18 protein-coding genes and 1 pseudogene are annotated in these 23024 nt (G+C 71.1%); 12 read left to right on the top strand and 7 right to left on the bottom strand.

Annotated elements, in window-relative coordinates:
• Nucleotides 1–36: 36 nt before the first annotated feature.
• The 8 genes from EIY87_RS39015 to EIY87_RS38980 all read left to right on the top strand — a co-directional run bounded on the left by EIY87_RS39015 (nt 37) and on the right by EIY87_RS38980 (nt 10221).
• Nucleotides 37–504, top strand: coding sequence for an SgcJ/EcaC family oxidoreductase (locus tag EIY87_RS39015; RefSeq protein WP_191984422.1), 468 nt, complete (start codon nt 37–39; stop codon nt 502–504).
• 29 nt (nt 505–533) lie between these two features.
• A complete protein-coding gene (locus EIY87_RS39010) occupies nt 534–995 on the top strand; it encodes an SgcJ/EcaC family oxidoreductase (protein ID WP_125314925.1) in 462 nt (153 codons plus the stop codon).
• 107 nt (nt 996–1102) lie between these two features.
• Nucleotides 1103–2290, top strand: a complete 1188-nt coding sequence (locus EIY87_RS39005; protein WP_125314924.1) for an acyl-CoA dehydrogenase family protein — start codon at nt 1103–1105, stop codon at nt 2288–2290.
• 129 nt (nt 2291–2419) lie between these two features.
• On the top strand, nt 2420–3799 hold the full coding sequence (locus EIY87_RS39000; RefSeq protein ID WP_225440319.1) for an aminotransferase family protein: 1380 nt from the start codon (nt 2420–2422) through the stop codon (nt 3797–3799).
• A 94-nt stretch (nt 3800–3893) separates the two neighbouring features.
• Nucleotides 3894–5441, top strand: coding sequence for a GMC family oxidoreductase (locus EIY87_RS38995; RefSeq protein WP_125314922.1), 1548 nt, complete (start codon nt 3894–3896; stop codon nt 5439–5441).
• On the top strand, nt 5441–7009 hold the full coding sequence (locus EIY87_RS38990; protein WP_125314921.1) for a GMC family oxidoreductase: 1569 nt from the start codon (nt 5441–5443) through the stop codon (nt 7007–7009). The genes EIY87_RS38995 and EIY87_RS38990 overlap by 1 nt, the downstream gene beginning before the upstream one ends.
• A gap of 246 nt (nt 7010–7255) precedes the next feature.
• A complete protein-coding gene (locus EIY87_RS38985; protein ID WP_225440318.1) occupies nt 7256–8764 on the top strand; it encodes an APC family permease in 1509 nt (502 codons plus the stop codon).
• 101 nt (nt 8765–8865) lie between these two features.
• Entirely contained in the window at nt 8866–10221 is a 1356-nt protein-coding gene (locus EIY87_RS38980; RefSeq protein ID WP_191984421.1) for a nucleotide disphospho-sugar-binding domain-containing protein, read from the top strand.
• A gap of 166 nt (nt 10222–10387) precedes the next feature.
• Here the strand turns inward: EIY87_RS38980 and EIY87_RS38975 are convergent, their stop codons facing one another.
• Nucleotides 10388–11524, bottom strand: coding sequence for a nucleotide disphospho-sugar-binding domain-containing protein (locus EIY87_RS38975; RefSeq protein WP_125314920.1), 1137 nt, complete (start codon nt 11522–11524; stop codon nt 10388–10390).
• A gap of 176 nt (nt 11525–11700) precedes the next feature.
• On the opposite strand from EIY87_RS38975, the gene EIY87_RS38970 reads away from it, so the two are divergent.
• The gene (locus EIY87_RS38970; protein ID WP_125314919.1) at nt 11701–13281 is read left to right on the top strand and encodes an MFS transporter; all 1581 of its coding nucleotides are present in this window, start codon (nt 11701–11703) and stop codon (nt 13279–13281) included.
• A 1-nt stretch (nt 13282) separates the two neighbouring features.
• Here the strand turns inward: EIY87_RS38970 and EIY87_RS49370 are convergent, their stop codons facing one another.
• The 3 genes and pseudogenes from EIY87_RS49370 to EIY87_RS38955 form a co-directional block, all read right to left on the bottom strand.
• Nucleotides 13283–14242, bottom strand: coding sequence for a class I SAM-dependent methyltransferase (locus EIY87_RS49370; RefSeq protein ID WP_404800138.1), 960 nt, complete (start codon nt 14240–14242; stop codon nt 13283–13285).
• Between the two features lie 39 nt (nt 14243–14281).
• A pseudogene (locus EIY87_RS49365) lies at nt 14282–14431 on the bottom strand (hypothetical protein); the annotation flags it as partial.
• Nucleotides 14432–14448: 17 nt separating this feature from the next.
• The gene (locus EIY87_RS38955; protein ID WP_125314918.1) at nt 14449–15702 is read right to left on the bottom strand and encodes a cytochrome P450; all 1254 of its coding nucleotides are present in this window, start codon (nt 15700–15702) and stop codon (nt 14449–14451) included.
• 243 nt (nt 15703–15945) lie between these two features.
• Here EIY87_RS38955 and EIY87_RS38950 point away from each other — a divergent pair, with 243 nt between their 5' ends.
• Nucleotides 15946–17055: an acyltransferase family protein gene (locus tag EIY87_RS38950; RefSeq protein ID WP_263855654.1), complete on the top strand. Its 1110-nt coding sequence runs from the start codon at nt 15946–15948 to the stop codon at nt 17053–17055.
• A 145-nt stretch (nt 17056–17200) separates the two neighbouring features.
• Here the strand turns inward: EIY87_RS38950 and EIY87_RS38945 are convergent, their stop codons facing one another.
• From EIY87_RS38945 to EIY87_RS38935, 3 genes are all read right to left on the bottom strand, one after another.
• Complete coding sequence (locus EIY87_RS38945) at nt 17201–18421, bottom strand: class I SAM-dependent methyltransferase (RefSeq protein ID WP_125314916.1); 1221 nt, start codon at nt 18419–18421, stop codon at nt 17201–17203.
• Nucleotides 18422–18508: 87 nt separating this feature from the next.
• Nucleotides 18509–19504 carry a dTDP-glucose 4,6-dehydratase gene (rfbB, locus tag EIY87_RS38940; RefSeq protein WP_125314915.1) on the bottom strand — a complete coding sequence of 332 codons (996 nt, stop codon included), beginning with the start codon at nt 19502–19504 and terminating at the stop codon, nt 18509–18511.
• A 51-nt stretch (nt 19505–19555) separates the two neighbouring features.
• A complete protein-coding gene (locus EIY87_RS38935) occupies nt 19556–20191 on the bottom strand; it encodes a sigma-70 family RNA polymerase sigma factor (protein ID WP_125314914.1) in 636 nt (211 codons plus the stop codon).
• 161 nt (nt 20192–20352) lie between these two features.
• Between EIY87_RS38935 and EIY87_RS38930 the strand changes: the two genes are divergently transcribed.
• Together EIY87_RS38930 and EIY87_RS38925 are read left to right on the top strand one after the other, a co-directional pair.
• On the top strand, nt 20353–21642 hold the full coding sequence (locus tag EIY87_RS38930) for an MFS transporter (RefSeq protein WP_158641442.1): 1290 nt from the start codon (nt 20353–20355) through the stop codon (nt 21640–21642).
• A gap of 21 nt (nt 21643–21663) precedes the next feature.
• Entirely contained in the window at nt 21664–23016 is a 1353-nt protein-coding gene (locus EIY87_RS38925) for an FAD-binding oxidoreductase (RefSeq protein WP_125314912.1), read from the top strand.
• Nucleotides 23017–23024: the final 8 nt, after the last annotated feature.

The raw sequence follows: 23024 nt of genomic DNA, 5'->3' as shown, positions 1-23024 counted from the left end.
GCGGGACCCGTCCGCTGAGGCGAAGAGGAGGACCCGGTGTCCGCTGAACTCGACGCGTCGTCCGCGTTGGACGACTACTACGGCCCGTTCACGAGCGAACGGGAGAAGGAAGTGCTGGGCGTCCCGCTGCGGCTGGTGGAAGCCTGGGCCCGCAACGACGTCGACGCGGTCGTCGACGTCTTCACCAAGGACGGCACCCTGATCCTGCCGGGTGACGTCTACAAGGTCGGCCGCGACGAGATCCGCCCGTTCCTGGCGGCCGCGTTCGCCGGCCCGTTCAAGGGCTCGCGGATCACCGGCAAGCCGGTCGACCTGCGGATCGTGACCGACACCGTCGCGCTGATCCGCACGCACGGCGGCATCCTGGCGCCGGGGGAGACCGAGATCTCGCCGGAGCTCGCCGTCCGCTCGACGTGGACGGTCAAGAAGGAAGAAGACGGCGTGTGGTACCTCGCCGGCTACCAGAACAGCCCGCGCGGCACCGGCGCGACCCTCCGCTGGTGAACACCCGGAACACCGACGAAGGAGCCGCAATGCCCGCCACCGCAACGGAAATCCTCGCCTCGTACGGGGTCGAGGAGGACACGGACTTCTACCGCGAGTTCACCGATCCCCGCGACCGCGCCGCGCTGACCGTGCCGCTGCGCATCACGCACGCGTGGAAGACCAACGACGCCGACGAGTTCGCCGGGGTCTTCACCGAGAACGGCAGCCTGCTCATGCAGGACGAGCAGCTGACCAGCCGCGAGCAGATCCGCGCGTACATGCAGGCGGGCTTCGACGGCCCGCTGGCCGGCGCGCACGTCAAGGGCTGGCCGCTGCAGGTCACGTTCCTGGCCGAGGACACCGCGATGGTGATCACCCAGGGCGGCATCATCCTCGACGGCGAAACCGAAACCGCGCCGGAGCGCCAGATCCGCGCCACCTGGATCGTGGTGGAGCGCGACGGCGAGTGGTCGCTCCTGTCGCACCAGAGCAGCCCGATCCGCGGCTGAGCGCCGCGCACCCGGCGGCGTGCTCCGCAATCGCGGAGGTGCGCCGCCGGAGCGGGGAAGCGGATTCTCGACCCGAAGCCGCACGTGGAAACCCGGAAGGACCACCGATGACGACGAACGTCCCCGTCCCTTCGCGCGAGGAACTGGTCCGCCGGGCCCAGGACCTGGTGCCCCTGCTCCAGAAGAACGCCGTCTGGCACGAGGAGAACCGCCGCCTGCACGACGACACGCTCGAGGCGCTGGGCGACGCCGGGTTCTTCAAGCTGCGCGTGCCGAAGCGCTACGGCGGGTTCGAGGTCGACACCGCCACGCTGAACGCCGTGCTCGTCGAGCTGGCGCGCGGGGACGGCGCCGTCGGCTGGACGACGTCGGTGTGGAACATCCCCGGCTGGATGGTCGGCATGTTCCCGGACGCCGTGCAGGACGAGGTCTACTCGACGCCGGACGTCCGCGTCTGCGGCACGCTCAGCCCGGGCGGGCAGGCCGTGCCCACCGACGGCGGCTACGTCGTCAACGGCCGCTGGGGCTTCATCAGCGGCGCGCTGCACAGCCACTGGCAGGAGATCATCGCCATCGCCCCGACGCCGGACGGCCAGGGCATGTGGCCGGTCGCCGCGCTGGTGCCGCTGAGCGATCTCCAGGTCATCGACGACTGGTACACGATGGGCATGGCCGGCTCCGGCAGCGTCACCACCGTCGCGAACGACCTGTTCGTGCCCGCCGAGCGCGTCATCCCGCTGGTGTCGATCCTGCAGGGCCAGAGCCACTCGCCGGCCAGCGCCGAGCTGCCGATCTACCGGAACCCGTTGCTGGGCGTGGCGAACGCGTCCTCGGCGGGCACGGCGATCGGGCTCGCCGAGGCGGCGATGGAGAACTTCCTCGAGCGCGTCGGCACCCGCAAGATCACCTACACCGACTACGCGCACCAGGCCGAGGCGCCCGTCACGCACCTCAAGGTCGCGGAGGCCCGGCTGCAGATCGACCAGGCCGCCTTCCACGCGGACCGGATCACCCGCACCGCGGACGAGAAGGCCGCCACCGGCGCGGAGTGGTCGCTGCTCGAGCGCGCCCGCACCCGTGCGGACATCGGCGCGATCTGCCGGCTCACCAAGTCGGCGGTGGACGCGCTGAGCCTCGCCAGCGGCGGTTCGTCGGCCTACAGCAGCGTGCCGATCCAGCGGATCACGCGCGACATCCACGTGGTGAACCTGCACGCGCTGATGGCGCCCGACACGAACAACGAGCTCTACGGCCGGGTCCTGCTCGGCCTGGAACCCAACACGCAGTACATCTGAGACGCCCCGCACCGGCGGAGAAGTCCTCGACCGACCGCCGGGTACGGTGAACTCGGTTTCGGAAAGTGTTGTGTGCCAACGTTCCTGGGGCGAATTACGTCGTCTCCTCTCATGATTGGACTGAAAGCCGTGACCACACCTGGGATCCCGCCGTTGTCCGCCCCGGCGTCGGAACTGGAAGACCTCGACCGCAAGCACCTGGTCCGCTCGATGCACCGCGGTGACATCACCGACCGGCTGGTCATCGTCAAGGGGCAGGGGAGCACGGTCTGGGACGCGCGCGGCAACGAACTCCTCGACGCCGCCGGCGGCGGGGTCTGGCACTCGCCGCTCGGTCACGGCCGCGCCGACCTCGCCGAGGTCGCCGCGAAGCAGATCAAGGAGATCGAGTTCTTCACGAGCCTCCTCGAGTTCACCAACGAGAAGGCGATCCGGCTCGCCGAGCGGCTCGCGCAGCTCGCCCCGGCCGGCATCAACCGGGTCGCCTTCTCCAGCGGTGGTTCGGAAGCCGTGGAGACCGCGATCAAGGCCGCCCGGCTCTACCACACCCGCAAGGGCGCGCCGGACCGGACGTGGATCCTCGCCCGGCACTACTCGTTCCACGGCGCGACCTACGGCAGCGGCACCGCGACCGGCTTCCCGCCCATGCAGGCCGGCGTCGGCCCGAACCTGCCGCACGTCGAGAAGCTCTCCCCGCCCTACCCGTACCGGGCGAAGCAGCTCTACGGCGACGTCGACCCGACCGACTTCCTGGTCCAGGAGCTCGAAGACACCATCGAGCGGATCGGCGCGGAGAACATCGCCGCCATGATCGGCGAGCCCATCATGGCCGGTGGCGGCGTCCTCGCCCCGCCGCCGGGCTACTGGAAGCGCGTGCGGGAAGTCCTGCGCAAGAACGGGATCCTGCTCATCGCGGACGAGGTCGTCACGGCGTTCGGCCGGATCGGCTCGTGGTTCGAGTCGGCGAACCAGGGCATGGAGGCGGACATCATCACCGCCGCCAAGGGCATCGCGGGTGGCTACGCGCCGCTGGGCGCCACCCTGATGACCGACGACATCGCCGACACCCTCATCGGCGACGGCGGCTTCTTCCACGGCTACACGTTCCAGGGGCACCCGGTCGCCTGCGCCCTCGGCCTGGCCACGCTCGACATCATCGAGCGCGAAGGCCTGCTGGACAACGCGCGGCGCATCCAGGGCTGGTTCGAGGAGGCGCTGGCCCCGGCCCGCGAGCTGCCCAACGTCGGGGACGTCCGGATCGAGGGCACCCTCGCCGCCCTCGAACTGGTCGCCGACAAGGAGACGACGGCTCCGCTCGACTGGTCGCAGGTCGAGGCGGTCGCGTTCGAGACGCGCAAGGTCCACGGCGTGATCGCCCGGCCGTACGGGCACAACTTCGTGCTCGCGCCGCCGCTGGTGTTCACCGAGGCCGAGGCGCGCCGGGCGGCCGCGGCGGTCGTCGAAGTCGTTTCCCGGCTGCGCCCGGACGGCACGCTCGCACCGCGCTGACCCCGTGGGACGGCGGGTGCGAGCCCGCCGTCCCGCTCGCCGAGCTCCGGCAGCGAGCTCGACCCCGATTGACCTTCTGGAGCTTGGAGAGCAGATGTACGACTACGTGATCGTCGGCGCGGGTTCGACGGGGTGCGTGCTGGCGGCCCGGCTGTCGGAGGATCCCGACGTCAAGGTGGCCCTGCTGGAGGCGGGACCGCCGGACGACGCCGAGGAGATCCACATCCCGGCGGCGTTCAGCCAGCTGTTCCGCACCCGCTACGACTGGGACTACGACACGGCGGAGGAGCCGCACCTCGGCGGCCGACGGCTGTACCTCCCGCGCGGCAAGGTGCTGGGCGGCACCAGCTCCACCAACGCGATGCTGTACGTCCGCGGCACGAAGATCGACTACGACGGCTGGAACCAGCCGGGCTGGTCCTTCGACGAGGTGCTGCCGTACTTCAAGAAGTCCGAGGACAACGAGCGCGGCGCGTCGGAGTACCACGGCGAAGGCGGCCCGCTGTCCGTTTCGGACAACCGCTCGCACAACCCGAGCTCGGTGGCGCTCGTCGAAGCCGCCGTGCAGGCCGGCTACAAGGCCACCGACGACTTCAACGGCGCCGAGCTGGACGGCTTCGGCGAGTTCCAGCTGACCCAGCGCGACGGCAAGCGGTGGAGCACCGCGGCCGCGTTCCTGCGCCCGGCGCTCGGCCGGCCGAACCTCACCGTGCTGACGGAGTTCCGCGCGCACAAGGTGATCATCGAGAACGGGCGCGCGGTCGGCGTCACCGGGCAGCAGGGCGACGACGCCCCCATCGACATCCGCGCCGAGCGCGAGGTCATCCTCTCGGCCGGGGCGTACAACTCGCCGCAGCTGCTGCAGCTGTCCGGCATCGGCCCGTCGTGCCTGCTCTCGGCGTTCGGGATCCCGGTCGTCGCCGACAGCCCGCAGGTCGGGCAGAACCTCTCCGACCACGCGCTGGTGCCGCTGGTTTCGGTGCACTCGCAGCCGATCAGCATGACCGCGGCGGCCACCCCGGAGAACTTCCGGTTGTTCATGGAGGAGCAGCGCGGCCCGCTGACCGGCAACGGCCCGGAGGCCGGCGGCTACTTCCGCACCCTGCCGGACCTGCCCGCCCCGGACGCGGCGATCTTCGCGGCGCCGGTGATGTTCGTGGAGAGCGGGCTCGCGTTCCCGTACGAGCACGCGATTTCGCTCGGCCCGGTGCTCATCACGCCGGAGAGCCGCGGCAACATCACCCTGCAGTCGACCAACCCGACGGCGAAACCGCGCATCCTCAACAACTTCTTCGCCGAGGAAGCCGACCTGGAGACGGGCGTGCGCGCGCTGCGGGTCTCGCTGGAGATCGCCAAGCAGGAGGCCCTGCGGCCGTTCCACGAGTCGTTCTACCAGTTCCCGGCGTCCGAATCGGACGACGACCTCAAGGCGTACCTGCGCCGGTACACCCACTCGATCTTCCACCCCGCGGGCACCTGCGCGATCGGCGAGGTCGTCGACGCCGAGCTGCGCGTCCAGGGCGTCGACGGCCTGCGGGTCGCCGACTGCTCGGTGATGCCGGTCGTCGGCCGGGGCAACCCGAACGCGTCCGCCATCATGATCGGCGAGAAGGCCGCCGACCTCATCAAGGAGGCCAGCTGATGTACGACTACATCGTGGTCGGCGCGGGCTCCGCGGGCTGCGTGCTCGCGGCCCGGCTGTCCGAAGACCCGGACGTCAAGGTCGCTCTCGTCGAGGCGGGCGGCAACGACGACGTCGAGAACATCCACATCCCCGCCGTCTTCGGCGACCTGTTCCGCACCCGGGTCGACTGGGACTACGACTCCCACGAAGAAGAGCAGCTGAACCGGCGGCGGGTCTTCCACCCGCGCGGCAAGGTGCTCGGCGGCACCAGCTCGATCAACGCGATGCTGTACCTGCGCAACAACCGCATCGACTACGACGGCTGGAACCAGCCCGGCTGGAGCTACGACGAGCTGCTCCCGCTGTTCAAGCGGTCCGAGGACAACGAGCGCGGCGCGTCGGAGTACCACGGCGCGGGCGGGCCACTGTCCGTTTCGGACGGTCGTTCGCTGAACCCCGCGACGACGGCGCTCGTCGAGGCGGCGCTGCAGGCCGGGCACCCGGCCAACGACGACTTCAACGGCCCCACCCAGGACGGCTTCGGCCGCTTCCAGGTGACCCAGCGCAACGGGCGCCGGTGGAGCACCGCGCAGGCGTTCCTGCACCCGGCGCTCGAGCGGCCGAACCTGACGCTGATCAAGAACTACCAGGTCTACCGCGTGCTCATCGAGAACGGCCGCGCGATCGGCGTCACCGGCCGCCAGGTCGACGACGAGCTCACGATCCACGCCGAGCGCGAGGTCATCCTCTCGGCCGGGGCGTACAACTCGCCGCAGCTGCTGCTGCTCTCCGGCATCGGCCCGGCCGACCAGCTGCGCGGGCTCGGCATGGAGGTCGTGCTCGACCACGCCGAGGTCGGCAAGAACCTGCAGGACCACCCGCTGGTCCCGCTGATCTACGAACACTCGCAGCCGAACAGCCTGCTGAGCGCGTTCGAGCCGGAGAGCATCCGGGCGTTCCAGGAAGAGGGCCGCGGCCCGCTGACGTCGAACGGCCCGGAGGCGGGCGGGTACGTGCGGACCCAGCCCGGGCTGCCCGCCCCGGACGTCGTCTACTTCGCCGGCCCGATGGAGTTCGCCGACAGCGGCCTGACGGTGCCGACCCGGCACGCGATCACGTTCGGCCCGGTGCTGCTGACGCAGCGCAGCCGCGGCCAGATCACGCTGGTGGCGGAGGACCCGACGGCCAAGCCGAAGATCGAGCACCGCTACTTCAGCGCGGAGGGCGACATCGACGTCGCCGTGGCCGGCGTCCGGATCGCCATGGACATCGCGAGCCGGCCGGCGTTCGCGAAGTTCAACGAGCGCCTGCTCAACGCCCCGGCGTCCGATTCGGACGACGACCTGCGCGAGTACGTGCGGCGCTACACGAACTCGATCTTCCACGGCAGCGGCGCCTGCGGGATGGGCCGGGTCGTCGACCACGAGCTCAAGGTGTACGGCGTCGAAGGCCTCCGAGTCGCCGACGTCTCGGTGATGCCGACCGTCGGCCGCGGCGCGCCGAACGCGACGGCGATCGTCATCGGGGAGAAGGCCGCGGACCTGGTCCGCGGGGCGCAGTCGACGCCACTGGCCAAGGCCTCCTGACGCGGCTCCCCGCACGGAGAAAGGGACGGCCGGCACCCCCGCCGGCCGTCCCTTTCGCGTCCCGGCCCCAAGCGCCCCAATGTGGCGTTCGGTGCGTCCAGCGCACCCAATGTGGCGTTCGGTGCGTCTGACGCAACCAACGCCACATTGGGGCGCTTTAGTCCGCAGCGGGGGAGACGAGCGGGTGCTCACCCGAAGCGAAGACTTGGTCGCGAACCCATCGCGAGCGAGTGAGAGGAAGAACCCGTGAGCGCAGCATCCGACCGCGGTTCCGGGGACGCGCGACCGGCGTCCCTCCGGCGCACCCTCGGTACCCCGAAGATCGTCTTCCTGGTCGTGGCGGCCGCGGCTCCGCTCGCCGCGATGGTCGGGACCGTCCCGCTGGCCTTCGCCATCGGCAACGGCGCCGCGGTGCCCGCGATGTTCGTCTTCGCCGGGCTCACGCTCCTCTGCTTCTCCGTCGGGTACGCCGCGATGAGCCGGCGGATCGTCACCTCGGGCGGGTTCTACGGCTACCTGTCGGCCGGGCTCGGGCGGCCGGCCGCGGTCGGGGGTGGCTGGGCCGCCGTGCTCGCCTACAACACCGCCACCGTCGGGATGACCGGCGCCTTCGCCTACTTCGCGCAGCTCGTCGCGGCCTCCTACGGCCTCGACTGGCCGTGGCCGGTCTGGGCCGCGATCGGGCTCGCGCTGATGGGCGTGCTGGGCTACCGGAAGATCGACTTCAGCGCCCGCGTGCTCGCCGTCCTGATGATCGCCGAGGTCGCGATCCTGGTGCTGCTCGACATCGCGGTGCTGCTCCGGCACGGCGGTGGCGCGCTGCCCGCGGCCTCGTTCGACCCGGCGACCATCGTCGGTGCCGGGCTCGGCGTGTCCCTGATGTTCGCGCTCATCTCCTTCATCGGCTTCGAATCCGCCGCGCTGTACGGCGAAGAGTCGCGCAACCCGCGCCGCAGCGTCCCGCTCGCCACCTACTGGTCGGTGATCCTGATCGCGGTCTTCTACGCGCTGACGAGCTGGGTCGCGGTCGGCGCGGTCGGGCCGGGGCAGCTGCGGGACGTCGCCGGGCAGCAGCTCGGCAACCTCTTCGGCGGGCTCACCGACGACTACCTGGGCTCGGCGGTCACCACCGGGATGCAGATCCTGTTGTGCACCAGCCTGTTCGCCGGGATGCTCGCGATGCACGGCGCGTCCAACCGCTACCTGTACGCCCTCGGCCGCGACCGCGTGCTGCCCGCCGGGCTCGGCGCGGTGCACCGCAAGCACGGGTCGCCGCACCGCGCGAGCCTGACGCAGACGATCTTCACCGTCGCCGTCACCGCGATCTTCGCGCTCGCCGGCGCGGACCCGTACGTCAACCTCGCCACCACCATGACGGGGCTGGGCACGCTCGGCATCGTCGGGCTGCAGGCGGCCGCTTCCCTGTCGGTCATCGCGTTCTTCCGCCGCCGGCCGGACCGGCACTGGTGGCGCACCGGGGTCGCGCCCGTCCTGGGGCTGCTCGGGCTGGTGGCGTCCGCGGTGCTGGTGGTCCAGAACTTCGACCTGCTGACCGGCACGACGAGCACGCTGGTGAACTCGCTGCCGTGGGCGTTCGTGGTCGTCGTCGCGGCCGGCGCGGGTTTCGCGTTTTGGCTGCGGGCTCGCCGTCCTGACCGTTATGCGGCGCTTTCCCGGATTGCCGCGGAACGCGGGGGGCTGGCCGCGGTCCCGGACCCGGAAGAGCCCGGTGACCAGCGGGCCGAGGCGGCCTGAGCGGCACTGGGGGAGATGTCCGCCCCGCTTCGCGTCCCTACGATTTTCCCTTGGCGGCTGAAGAAAGTCTCCCGCCGACTCGTCCTGGAGGAGCCGAAACAATGCGTGTGCAATTCGCCATCTGGCCGGCCCCGGCGCACACCTACCCGCTGGCGCCGCTGGCCTGGGCGCTGAAGTCCGCGGGCCACGAAGTCGTGATCGCCACGCACCCGGGCGGGGTGGAGACGATCGCGTCGATGGGCATCACCCCGGTCTCGGTCTGCGACATCGACAGCATGCCGATCCCGATGGGCCCCGGCCGGGCCTACGAGAAGGAGCGCGCGGACCTCGCCGAGATCACCGCGGCGCTGGAGGCCCTCGGCTTCGACGCCGACGACCCGGACCGCGAGCACTGGGACGTCTACAGCCAGTACTACCTGCCCGCGCAGTGGGACTTCGCGCCGTGGAAGGGTGACCCGAACGAGCCGCTGCCGTTCCTGGACGGCCTCGTCGAGTTCACCAAGGCGTGGCAGCCGGACCTGGTGATCTGGGACGCCTGCCTGCCCGCCGCGGCGGTGGCGGCGAAGGTCGCCGGCGCGGCGCACGCCCGCTGGTGGACCGCGCCCGACGTCTTCTGCCGCAGCATCGACAAGTTCAAGGAGCTCACGAGCAAGCCCGGTGCGCCCGAACTGCCGAACCCGGCGGTCGAGACGGTCCGCGCGGCGGCCGAGCGCTACGGCGTCGAGATCGACGACGAGCTGCTGTGGGGCCAGTGGACGATCAACTCGCAGCCGACGGAGATCGGCCCCGAGGTGTCCGCGAACGTCGTCCCGATGCGCTGGGTGTCGTACTCGAGCCAGCAGCCGATGCCGGACTGGCTGTACCCGGTGCCGGAGCGCCCCCGCGTCGCGGTGTCGCTGGGCCTGTCCGAGCGCGCGTTCATGGAGGGCGGCTGGGACCACATCCCGGTGCTGCTCAACGCACTGTCCGAATTGGACGTCGAGGTCGTCGCGACGCTCGACGAGCAGCAGCTGGCGAAGGTCGAGCAGATCCCGGAGAACGTCCGCGTCCTCCCGTTCGTCCCGCTGGACCAGCTGGTCCCGACGTGCTCGCTGCTCATCCACCACGGCGGTGTCGGCACGGTCATGCCGGCGATCCTGAACAGCGTCCCGCAGCTGCTGGTCGACTTCGTCGGCCACAGCATCCGCGCGAACCCCTCGGGTGCGGCCCGCCTGGCCCGGTCGCGCTACAGCCTCGGCCCGGCGCTGGCCCGCTTCACCCTGGCGAAGGGCGCGGGCCTGGTGCTGAACGTGGCCGAGCCGGACGCCGCGGTGATGCGCGAGCAGATCCGCCGGGTGCTGGAGGAGAAGTCCTTCAAGGAGAACGCCCAGCGGCTGCTGAAGGAGATCAACTCGGTCCCCGGCCCGGCCGAGTACGTGAAGATCCTGGAGCAGCTCACGCTCGACCACCAGAGCTGAGCCCGGGTCCCGAGCGCCCCAAGGTGGCCTTCGGTGCGTCAGACGCACCGAAGGCCACCTTGGGTGCGTCAGACGCAACCAAGGCCACATTGGGGCGCTTGAGGCGGGCAGTGCGGAGGCCGCGGGCCGGGGATCACCCGGCCCGCGGCCTTTTCGCGTGCCGGGGTCAGCCCGCCCGGCGGAGTTCCGGTTGCAGAGCCAGGGGAGTCAGCGTGCGCACGACTTCGGCGGGCGACGGCTGCGCGGCGTTCTCCGCGGCGACCCCGGCCGCCACCTCGGCGAACCGGGGTTCGTCCAGCAGCTGCGCGCACCCGGCCGCCACCGCCTCGGGCGTGATCTCCCCGGGCGACAGCCGCAGCCCGGCGCCCGAGCGCACCACGGCTTCCGCGTTCCCGATCTGGTCGTCGAAGTGCGGGAGCACCAGCTGCGGGACCCCGGCTTCGAGCGCCGCGAGCGACGTCCCGTTGCCGCCGTGGTGCACGACCGCGTCGCACGTCCGCAGCGCCTGCGCCAGCGGGAGCCGTCCCGCGTGCAGCACCGACGGCGGGAGCGGGCCCCACGCCGCCGCCGTCTCGTCGGCCACCGCGACCACCAGCTCGATGTCCAACGTGGACAGTTTCTCGAGCAGGGCCAGGAACAGCCCGGCCGTGCCGAGCCCGGGGAGCACGGTGCCCAGCGTCAGGCACACCCGCGGCCGTCGCGGCGGGACCGCCAGCCAGTCCGGCAGCCGGGCGTCGCCGTTGTACGGCACGTGCCGCATGCTCGACTGCTCCGCCGCGTGCAGGTGGCGCAGGCTCGGCGGCCAGGTGCCGACGACGTGGTCCGCGCGCGGCAGCGCGGGCAGGCCCAGCGCGGACAGCTCGCCGGCGAGCACCTCGTCCGCCGCCTCGCGGTACTCGCGCAGCGCGGGCACACCCCACTGCAGCTCGACGCCGGGGACGCCGTGCACCGCCGCCGTGATCGCGCCCGCCGCGGCCGCGCGTTCGTACACCACGAGGTCCGGCTGCCAGCTCTCGGCGAGCCGGAGCGTGCCCACCAGGTTCGCGGCGGAGACGCGGGCGAACACCCGGCCGTGGGCGAGCAGGTGCTCGCCGGCGTCGCGGTAGCCGTGGCCGGCGAGGCCGGTGAAGTCCGCCGCGGGCCCGGCGGGCGTCGCGGGGAGCCCGGCGCGCAGGACCGTCGGCAGGTAGTCCGCCGACGTGGTCACCACGACCTCGGCGCCGGCGGCCCGGTAGGCCCACGCGAGCGGCACGAGGGGGAAGAAGTGTCCCGAGAGGGGCACCGTGGCGAAGAGGATCCGCATCGTTCGAGGTTCCCAGCCGCCCGCCGCCGCCAGCGTCTCACCGATTGCTTGCGGACTTCGTGACGCAGAGCAATCAGAAAGATGCGGCCGTCCTCGAGAGGGGCCGACGATCAGTGTTGGACGAGTCACACCCGGTGACTCTTGAAACGATTCAGACAAACCACTCAAAGGGGATCATGACCACCAACAGCTCGACGCCCCCAGGCGAGCTGGCGGGCAAGAAGGAGTGGATCGGCCTCGCCGTCCTCATCCTCCCGACCCTGCTGCTGTCACTGGACCTGAGCGTCCTCATCCTGGCCATTCCCCACGTCACCGCGGACCTGCACCCCAGCAGCGCGCAGATGCTGTGGATCGTCGACATCTACGGCTTCACCATCGCCGGTCTCCTCGTCACCATGGGCAACCTGGGCGACCGCATCGGGCACCGGAAGCTGCTGATGATCGGCGCCGCGCTGTTCAGCGTCGCCTCGGCGGTGGCGGCCTGGTCGTCCAGCGCGGAGATGCTGATCGCGGCCCGCGCGGGGCTCGGCATCGCCGGCTCCACGCTGATGCCCACGATGCTGGGCCTGATCTCCACGATGTTCCGGAACGCGAAGCAGCGGGCGGTCGCGATCAGCGTCCAGACGAGCTTCTTCATGGTCGGCATGGCCATCGGCCCGCTGGTCGGCGGCGTGATGCTGTCGGCGTTCTGGTGGGGTTCGGTGTTCCTGCTCGGCTTGCCGGTGATGGGGCTGCTGCTGGTCGTCGCGCCGATCCTGCTGCCCGAGCACAAGGCGGGCGGCGCCGGCTTCAAGCTCGACCTCGTCAGCATCGTGCTGTCGATGGCCACCATCCTGCCGGTCATCTACGGCCTCAAGGAACTCGCGCGCGGCAGCTCGGTCGTGGTGTCGCTGGTGGTCCTCGCGGCGGGCCTGCTGTTCGGCGTCGCGTTCGTGCGCCGGCAGCGGCGGCTCGCCGACCCGCTGCTGGACGTGCGGCTGCTCGGCCGCCCGGCCTTCAGCGGCGCGCTGGGCATGATGCTGCTCGGCGGGTCCACGATCAGCGGCATCATCCTGCTGTTCAACCAGTACCTGCAGCTGGTGCTCGGCCTCTCGCCGCTGAACTCCGGCCTGTGGCTGATCCCGTACACCGTCGGCATGGTGGCCGGGTACATGGTTTCGCCGGGCCTGGCCCAGCGGTTCCGGCCCGCGGTCGTCATCGCGGCCGGGATGATGGTGTCCCTGGCCGGTTTCGTGCTGCTCACGCAGGTGCCGGCGAGCGGCGGCCTGGTCATCACCGTGCTCGGCACGGTGCTGGCGACCGCCGGGCTCTCGCCGATGCTGGTGCTGGGCATCGGCCTGGTGATGGGCTCGGCGCCGCCGGAGAAGGCCGGGGCGGCGGGCGCGATCTCGCAGACGAGCAACGAACTCGGCGTCGCCTTCGGCATCGCGGTGTTCGGCTCGATCGCCACGGCCGTCTACCGCGGCGTGGCCGAGGTCCCGGCCGGGGTGCCGTCCGACGTCGCCGCGGCCGCCCGCGAGGGCATCGCCGAGGGCACGGCCGCGGCCGGCAGCCTGCCCGGTGACCTGGCCGGTTCGCTGCTGACCGCCATCCGCGAGGCCTTCACCAGCGGGTTCGCCGGTGCGGCGATCGTCTGCGCGGTGCTCATGGTGGTGCTCGCGGCGGTGGCGCTGCTGCTGTTCCGGCACGTGCCGAAGAGCGGCCAGGAACCCGCGCCGGCGGCGGAGCCCATTCCGGACGAAGTGCCGGCCGCGTAGCTCAGACGACGACGGGTTCCGGGAGCGGGACGATGAACCGCCCCCGGAACCCGTCGGCGCGCAGCAGGGACATCAGCTCGTCGGCGATGTGCCAGGACAGCAGCAGCGCGTACTCCGGCTGGTCCGGCCCGCACAGCCGCTCTTGGGCGACCACGGGGAGGTGCGCGCCCGGGGACAGCCTGCCGATCTTGCGCGGGTTGACCTCCGAGACGAACCCGAGGTCGGCCGGTCCCAGCCCGCAGTAGGTCAGCAGGGTCGTCGCGCGCGCCGGTGACGTCGCGGCCGCGACGCGCGAGCCGTCCCGCTTCACCGCCGCCAGCAAGCCGCGCAGGCGTTCGCGGTGCTCGGCCACCCGCGCGGCGAACTTCCGGTAGGTCCCTTCTTCGTTCAGCCGCAGGGTTTTCTCGAACTCCCGCAGCGCGGCGACGGATTCGTCCACTTCGGACTCGCCGGGGGAGCCCGCGTAGACGCGCAGCGATCCGCCGCGCGTGGGAATCCGCTCGACGCGGAACACCTCCAGCCCGTGCGGGGCGAACGCCGCTTCGAGCGCCGTCAGCGAGTAGTACCGCGGGTGCTCGTGGTAGAAGAAGTCGTACTGCAGCGTCTCGAGGAGATCCGGCAGGTAGTGCGACTCCGAGACGAACACCCCGCCGGGACGCAGGATCGCGCGCACCCCGGTCAGGAAGTCGGCCGGGTCCTCGACGTAGGCCAGCGTGTTGACCGCGGCGACGATGTCCACAGGCGACAGTCGCCGCGCGGATTCCGCGCCGAAGAACTCCCGGACGACCGGGGCCGGGCCGAAGCCGTTCGGGTCGACGCCGAGCACGTCGAGCCCGCGGGCGGCCAGTTCGGCGAGCAGGACCCCGTGGTTGCTGCCGATCTCGACGACCGAGGCGCTCGGGTACGCGGTGGCGAGGTCCGCCGCCAGCCCGCGCAGGTGCCGCCGGTAGCTGCCGGTCACCCCGTCGAGGTGGTGGTAGTCGCCGGCGAACAGCACGCGTTCACCCACCGGCGTCACGATCTGGACCAGGCCGCAGCGCGGGCAGAACGCGAGGTCGAGCGGCCACCTCGGTTCGGCCGCCGCGTCCGCCGGGAACAGGCAGGCCGGCTGCGGCCCGAGCGAGAGGAACTCACGGACCTCGACGCCCGGGCACGTCCGGCAACCGGCTACCGCGCACCGCCGGGGGTGAAGGCCACCGGCAGGCGCTTGATGCCGTTGATCATCGGCGACGTCAGCCGCGCCGGCTCCGCCGTCGAGTGCAGGTCCGGGATGCGGGTCAGCAGCTCGCGGAACATCACGCCGATCTCCAGCCGCGCCAGGTGCGCGCCGAGGCAGAAGTGCGGGCCCGGGCCGCCGTACCCGATCTGCGGGTTCGGGTCGCGGCGGACGTCGAAGCCCGCGGGGTCGGTGAAGTACTTCGGGTCCCGGTTGGCCGCCCAGTAGTACATCATCACCTTGTCGCCCGGGACGAGCAGCTGGCCGGACAGCTCCACCGGCTCGGCGTCCTCGGCGATCGTGCGCCGCTGCGCGATGACCGGCGTCGTCCAGCGGACGATCTCCTCCACCGCGGTCGGCGTCACGCCGTCGAGGTCGGCCAGCCAGGCCTCGCGCTGCTCGGGGTGCTTCGTGAGCAGGTGGATGCCCCAGGTGATCGCGTTGCGGGTGGTCTCGGTGCCGGCGCCGGTGAGCAGGATGAAGAACTCGGCCAGCTCGTCCGGCGTGAGCGCCTCGCCGTTGACCTCGGCGGTCATCAGCTGGGAGATCATGTCGTCGGTGGGGTGCTCGGCGCGCTCGGCGGCCAGCCCGTTCAGCAGGTTGGTCAGCTCCTGCACGGCCTTGAACAGCGCCTCGAACGCGTCTTCGCCCTCGGGGACGTACTCCGGGTCCTGGACGCCCATCATCTTGTTCGTCTGGTCGAAGACGAACTGCCGGCTGGCTTCCGGGACGCCCATCATGTCGCAGATGATGCGCAGCGGCAGCTTCGCGGCGATGTCCTCGACCGCGTCGACCTCGCCGCGGTCGATCACCTCGTCGACGATCTCCTTGGCCACCTGGGCCACGTTGCCGTGCAGCGACTTGATCTTCTTGTTGGTGAAGCCGCGCGAAACGATGCGGCGCAGCCGGGCGTGGCGCGGGTCGTCCATCGAGATCATCGACTGGCCGAGGAACTCCTCCGGCATGTCGACCGGGGTGGCGTTGCCCTTGCCGGAGATGAACGTGCCCGGGTTGCGGCTGGCGAAGAGGATGTCGTCCATCTTGGTCACCGCGTAGTAGCCGCGGCCGCGCGGAAGCGAGCCGAACTCCGGCTCCTCGAAGAACGGCAACCCCGGGCGGGCGCGCAGCTCGTCGAAGGCGGCGTGCCGGTAGTCCAGGGGCTTGGCCCAGAAGCCTTCGAAATCGGAAAGGTCGATCGTGGTCATGTTTCCGGCCTCCACGCCAAAAGTACGGGGTACCGCCGACTATCGCAGACGCCCGCCCTCGCGCGCGCCTTCGAGGTTGCGCGCGAGGGCGGCACGCGGGGAGACGCCGCCGTCGTAAGGCACGGGAAGAGTGAAACGGAATATCAGCTTCGGCTGTCGTCACGACTTGGAGCCGGCATGGCGCAAACTGTGGAAGTCCCCCTCGAGCCCCACCACCTCGGGGCCCCGAGAAAACTGGATTCGTTGACCGGGCTGCGGTTCTACGCCGCGTTCGTCGTGTTCCTCTTCCACACGGGGATCATGATGAACCCGGCGCTGCCGACCGGGCCGATCAACCCGTTCGCCGATGTGGACGTCGCGAAGTGGTACGGCGCGATCTTCGGGACCGGCGGCTTCGTCGGTGTCTCGTTCTTCTTCGTGCTCAGCGGGTTCGTGCTGTCCTGGTCGGTGAAGCCCGGCGAGCGCGCGCGGGCGTTCATCCGCCGCCGCATCGTGAAGGTGTTCCCCAACCACCTGGCGATGTGGGTCGCGGCGATGGTGCTGTTCGCCGCCGCCTACACCAGCTGGAAGGCGTGGCTGCCCAACCTGTTCCTGGTGCACCCGTGGTTCCCGGACTTCAGCATCGCGATGAGCGTCGACACCCCGTCGTGGTCGCTCGGCGGCGAGCTGCTGTTCTACGTGCTGTTCCCGCTGATCATCCGCCCGATCCTGCGGATGGACGTCCGCCGCCTGTGGCTGTGGGCCGGGATCATGGTCGCCGGGTTGTTCGCCTACCAGCTCGTCGCCACGTTCGTCGTGCCGAGCGACGGCGCCAACCCCAACATCCCGATTTCGCCGCTGCAGTACTGGTTCGGCTACTTCCTGCCGGTCGGCAGGCTGTTCGAGTTCGTGCTGGGCGCCGTACTGGCCCGGATCGTGCTGGCGGGCAAGTGGATCGGGATCAAGCCGGCCGCCTCGGTCGTGTTCATGGTCGTCGGCTACGTCGCTTCGATGTTCGTGCCGTTCCAGTTCTCGCTGAACTTCGCCACGCTGATCCCGATCGCGGTGATGGTGGCGTCGTTCGCCAACGCGGACCTGCGGGGCACGCGCACGCGGCTGCGCGGCCGCGTCGCCGTCTGGCTCGGAAACGTGTCCTTCGGGTTCTACCTGTCCCAAGGCGTGACGATCTTCTACCTGCGGTCGCTGATGGGCAACGCGGTGTTCAGCACCCCGCTCGCGATCCTGGTGCTGATCGGCCTGTTCGTGGTGACCCTGTTCGTCGGGTGGCTGCTGTACCGGTTCGTCGAGACGCCGATGATGCGCCGGTTCAGCCGGGCCCGGCCCCCGCGGCTCCCGGCACCGCGGGCGAGCTAGCGCGTACCCCCAGCGACCCCGTCACCCTCGTGGTGGCGGGGTCGCTCAGTGCCGCCAGGACCTTTCCGCCGCGCGCCGGAAAGCCACTGGCCCCGCCCCTCCGGAGAGGGACGGGGCCAGTGGGCGCCCGTACGGCGGTGCGGCCTCAGCGCTCGAGGATCCGCGGCTCCGGCAGCGGCTCGATGAGCGTGCCCCGGAAGCCCTCGTTGCGCAGGTTGGTGATGACCTCGTCGGCGATGTGCCACGACATCAGCAGCGCGTACTCCGGCTGGTTGTCCCCGGCCAGCTCCTGCTGGCTGATGATGGGGATGTGCGTGCCGGGGAACAGCTTGCCGATCTTGCGCGGGCTGATCTCGGAGACGACGTCGATGTCGTCCGGGCCGAGGCCGCAGTAGTTCAGCATCGTCACCGCGCGGCCGGGCGCGGACGCCGCCGCGACGCGCGCGCCGCTGTTCTTCAGGAACCGGACCAGCTCGTTGAGCTTCTCGCGGTGCTGCTCGACGCGCTCGGCGAACCGCGTGTAGATCATCGAGTCGCGCAGCTTGAGGGAGTCCTCGAGCTCGCGCAGTTCGATGACCGACTGGTCGACCTCGTGCGCGCCCGCGAAGCCGGCGTACACCCGGATCGAGCCGCCGTGGGTCGGGATCCGCTCGATCTTGACCGTCTCCAGGCCGTGCCGCCGGAACGCCTCGTCCAGCGCCGTGACCGAGTAGTACCGCGAGTGCTCGTGGTAGGCGAAGTCGTACTGGAGGGTCTCCAGCAGGTCCACCAGGTAGTGCGACTCGGTGACGAACAGGCCGTCGTCCTTGAGGAGCGAGGTCACGCCGTCCAGCACGTCGTGCAGGTTGGTGACGTGCGCGAACACGTTGAGCGCGACGACGAGGTCGGTCTTGCCGCGGGTGGCGGCGAGCTCGGCCCCGACGGTCGAGCTGAAGTAGTCCTTGACGACCTGCGACCCGGCCGCGGTCACCTGACCGACCGGGTCGACGCCGAGGACGTCGAACGACCGCGCGGCCAGCTTGTCCAGCAGGCTGCCGTCGTTGCTGCCGAACTCGACGACGGACCGGCCGTCGGTCGAGTCGAACAGACCCGCGAGCGTGTCGGCGAGTCCTTGCAGGTGCTCGTGGTAGCCCGCGGTCAGGCCGGCCAGGTGGTGGTAGTCACCCGAGAACAGGATGCGCTCGCTGACCGACTCCAAGACCTGCACCAGGCTGCACTGCTCGCAGAAACCCAGCTCGAGCGGCCAGAGGCGTTCGTTCTCCGCTTCTTCCCGATTCGCCGGGAAATGGAACGAAGGCTGCTGGCCGAGTGAGAGGAACTTGCGGACCTCCACGTCCCCACACGTCTGGCAGAGCGTTTTACTCACGACCTACTCCTTCGGGCTAGCCGTACGGTGCTCCGGTGGACAAACGTACGGCGCCCGGTTCCGCGGGGGCGTCTCCGCGATTGCGAGCTAGCGCCCGAGAATGCCGTACCTGGCCTCGGTGTCCGTTTTCTGCGGTTTCCACCACCATTCATTCTGGCGGTACCAATCGAGGGTGGCGGCCAGTCCGGCGCGGAAATCCGCGTACCGCGGCTGCCAGCCGAGTTCGGTGCGCACCTTGGTGGAATCGTTGGAATAACGCAGGTCGTGGCCGGGGCGATCGGCGACGTGGTCGTAGGCGCCGGCCGGTTCGCCGGAAAGCTCGAGGATCAGTTCCACGATTTCCTTGTTGCTGCGCTCGTCCCCGGAACCGATGAGGTAGGTGTGCCCGATCCGGCCGCCGTCGATGATCCGGTGCACGGCGTCGTTGTGGTCGGCGACGTGGGTCCATTCCCGGACGTTCGCGCCGGCGCCGTACAGCTTCGGCCGGGTGCCGGTGAGCAGGTTGGTGATCTGGCGCGGGATGAGCTTTTCGACGTGCTGGTACGGGCCGTAGTTGTTGGCGCAGTTGGAAAGCGTGGCTTCGACGCCGTACGAGCGGACCCACGCGCGGACCAGCATGTCCGAACTCGCCTTGCTCGCCGAGTACGGGCTCGACGGGTCGTAGGCGGTTTCCTCGGTGAACTGCTCGACGGCGTCGAGCGGCAGGTCGCCGAACACCTCGTCGGTGGAGATGTGGTGCAGCCGCCGCCCGTGCTTGCGAACCGCTTCCAGGATGGTGAACGTGCCGAGGATGTTGGTGCGGATGAACGGCGAGGGGTCGTGCAGCGAATTGTCCACATGGGACTCGGCGGCGAAGTGGACGACGACGTCGGACTCGGCGACGAGCCGGTCGACGAGCGCCGCGTCGCAGATGTCGCCGTGCACGAACCGGATCCGGCCGGCGACCGGGCTCAGGCTGTCGCGGTTTCCCGCGTAGGTGAGCGCGTCCAGCACGGTCACCTCCGCGTCCGGCCGCCGTTCGATCGTGTCCAGCACGAAGTTCGCGCCGATGAACCCCGCCCCGCCCGTGACCAGCATCCGCATGCGGGCACGGTGCCACGGCACCGCGGGCGGCCGCGTCTCATCCCGTGCGCATCACGCCGCCCGCCGCTCCTGGTCCAGCAGTTCGACGACGACGTCCACTTCGGACCGGTCGAGCGCGCTCATGTACCGGCGCAGCAGCACCCGTTCCGCGTCGGAGGGCCGAGCCCGTTCGTCGTGCACGCGTTTCATCGTCGCCCGCGCCCGCTGCAGCGCGCTGTTGGCCGACGCGACGCTGATTGCGAGCACCTCCGCGCACTCCTTGGCCGGCCACCCGAGCACGTCGCGCAGGACGAGCACCGCGCGCTGCTTGGGCGGCAGGTGCTGCAGGGCGGTGAGGAAGGCCTGTTCGAGCACTTCCCGCGCGAGCACGGCGGCGTCCGCCCCGGGCGTGCTCGGCTCGGTGCCGTCGGCTTCGAGCTCGCCGGCGTCGGGCTGCCGGGCGAGGTGGTCGAGGCAGCGGTTGGTGGCGATCCGGTACAGCCAGGCCCGGAAGGTCGAGCGGCCCGCGTACTGGTCCCGCTTGTGCCACGCGCGGAGGAAGGTCTCCTGGACCATGTCCTCGGCCTCGTCGTAGGACCCGAGCAGCCGGTGGCAGTGGACGCGCAGCTCGTGGCGGTGCCGTTCGAGCAGCCTCCCGAACGCCCGCTCGTCACCGGCGGCGCTCGCCCGGTCCGCTTCGTCGTCCACTCGTCTGACTCCCCTCGCATCCCCGGTCCAGGCTCGCAGCGCGCTCGACGGCGCCCTACTCCTGGGTTGCGGTCCGGCGCTCGGCAACGCGGGAGATGTGCCGGTCGATCAGCTCCAGCACGATGGGCGAAGTGGTTGACGCCGATGGCCGGGAGGAAGTCGTGTCACCAGGATTCGGAGCAGCGCCGGCCGACACGGCGAGCCGTGCCGAGATTTCGGCGCGGCGCCGCGGGATGATGGCGCTGTTCACCACCGCCACCCTGATGAACGCCGCGATGGCGGCCGTCGCGCCGACCAGCACCATCTGGGCCGAGCCCTACGTCGGCGTCATGTGGAGCGCGTTCCCGCAGACGCTGACCATCCTCGGCACCGGTCTCGGCGCGCTGCTGCTGGTGCGCGCGACCTCGTGGCTGGGCTGGCGGGCGAGCCTGATGGTCGCCTTCGCCGTCGGGACGCTCGGCGGCCTGATCTGCTTCACCGCGACGCTGATCGAGAGCATCCCCCTGCTGGACGGCGGGATGTTCGTGCTCGGCCTCGGCGTCGGCGGTTCGATCGTCTCGCGGTACGCGGCCGCGGAGCTCTACCCCGCTCATCGCAGCGGGTACGCGCTCGGCCTGGTCGTCGCCGCCGGTGCGGTGGGCTCGGTCGGCGGGCCGCTGCTGCTGTACCCCATGAGCTCGCTGATGGGCAGCTTCGGCCTGCCCGAGCTGTCCGGGCCGTTCCTGCTCGCCGCGGTGGTCAGCGCGGTCGCCGGGCTCGGCGGGATCACGCTGCCCCGGCACAAGGCGCCGCGCCCGGAGGGCTCGCAGCTGGCGGTGCTGGGCTCGGTGTTCCGCTCCGGCTCGGCGCGGATGCTGCTGCTGGTCATGATCGTCAGCCAGCTCATCATGGTCGCGATCATGACCGCGGCCCCGATGGACATCATCCTGAAGGACGGCACCCTGGTCGTCGTCGGCGCCGCACTCGCCGCGCACGCCGGCGGCATGTTCATCTTCGCCCCGCTCACCGGCTGGATGATCGACCGGATCGGCGCGCGCAAGGTGATGTTCGCCGGCCTGGCGGTGCTCGTGCTCGCCGCCGCGATCGGCGCCGGCTCGACCATGTCCCACACGGTGGTCGGCTCGATCTCCCTGTTCCTGCTGGGGTACGGCTGGAACCTCGGGTTCATGGCGGGCAGCCGCACCCTCGCCACGACGCTGTCCTCGAACGGCCAGGGCCAGGTCGTCGGCGCGGTCGACGCCGTCGTCTGGTGCGTGTCGGCGACCGGCACCATCGGCGGCACCGCCTTGCTCGGCGCCGGCGGGTACTCGATCATGTCGGAGATCATGGGGATCCTGCCGATCGTCACCTTCCTGCTGCTGCTCCGCAGCCGGCCGGTCGCGGCGGTCTCGCCGGCCGCGGCCCCCGCGGCCGCGGCGGGTGCTCCCGAACGCACCGACGAAGCTGCCTGAGCGCGAGGAAGGACGACCCTGGTGCGCTGGAACGCGCTGGAGCGGCGGCTGAAGGGTGAGCTCCTCACCCCGGGTTCGGCCGGCTACGACGAGACCCGCCGCCCCGAAATGGCCCGGTACGACGCGGTCCGCCCGGCCGTGGTGGTCCGCTGCGCCACCGACGCCGACGTCGCGGTGACGCTGGCCGCGGCCCGCGAAACCGGGCTGCCGCTGGCGGTCCGCGGCGGCGGCCACGACTTCGCCGGGCATTCGTCCACCACGGGGATCCTGCTGGACACCCGGCCGATGGCGACGGCGTCGGTCGAGGACGGCCGGCTCGTCGTCGGCGCGGGCGCCCGGCTCGCCGACGCCTACGACGCGCTCGCCCCGCACGGCCGGACGATCCCGGCCGGCTGCGGCCCGACCGTCGGCCTCGCCGGGCACGCCCTCGGCGGCGGCATGGGCATCCTCGGCCGCCGGCACGGCCTCGCGCTCGACCGGCTGCGCGCGGCCACCGTGGTCCTCGCCGACGGCCGGGTCGTCGACTGCGACGAGCGCCGCGAGCCGGACCTGTTCTGGGCGCTGCGCGGCGCGGGCACCGGCAACTTCGGCGTGGTGACGCGGCTGGTGTTCGACCCCGTGCCCGCGCCGGAAGCCACCAGCTTCCACCTCACCTGGGGCCGCGAGCACGCCGCCGCGCTGGTGCTGGCCTGGCAGGAGTGGCTCGACGGCGCGCCGCGCGAAGTCGCCCCGAGCCTGATGGTGACGGCGTCGGCGAACCCCGCCGACGAGCCCGTCACGCACCTGTTCGGCACGCTGACCGGTGGTGCGGAGTCGGTGGCGGGGTTCGTGCGCTCGCTGCCCGCGCCGGTCACCGACACCCGCGTCACGCTGCCCTACCGCGAAACCAAGGCGTACCTCGCGGAGAACGGGCCGGGTGACGACCACCCGGGCGCGCACCTGTACAGCCGGTCGGAGTTCATCGGCAGGCCGCTGCCCGCCGACGTCGTCGAGGCGCTGCTCGCGGAGTTCGACGACGGGCGCAAGCAGGGCGAGGGCCGCTCCCTGGAGCTGCTGCCCTCGGGCGGCGCGTACAACGACGCCGACCCCGCCGCGACGGCGTTCCCGCACCGGACCGCGCGGTACCTGCTCAAGCACGCCGCCGACCTCGACGCCGACCTCGAGCCCGCCGAGTCGCGCAAGTGGCTGAACCGCTCGTGGGACCTGACGCGCCCGTGGGGCACCGGCGGCGCCTACCCGGGATTCCCCGACCCCGACCTCGAGGACGCCCCTTCGGCGTACTACGGCGCCAACCTCGCCCGGCTGCGGGCGGTCAAGGCGCACTACGACCCGGGCGGGCTGTTCCGGTTCGCCCAGTCCGTGCCGCTCGCGTAGCGGCGCGG

Origin of the sequence: Amycolatopsis eburnea (assembly GCF_003937945.1) — a bacterium.
In the GTDB taxonomy this organism is placed as follows: domain Bacteria; phylum Actinomycetota; class Actinomycetes; order Mycobacteriales; family Pseudonocardiaceae; genus Amycolatopsis; species Amycolatopsis eburnea.
This window is presented reverse-complemented; position numbering and strand designations above follow the sequence as displayed.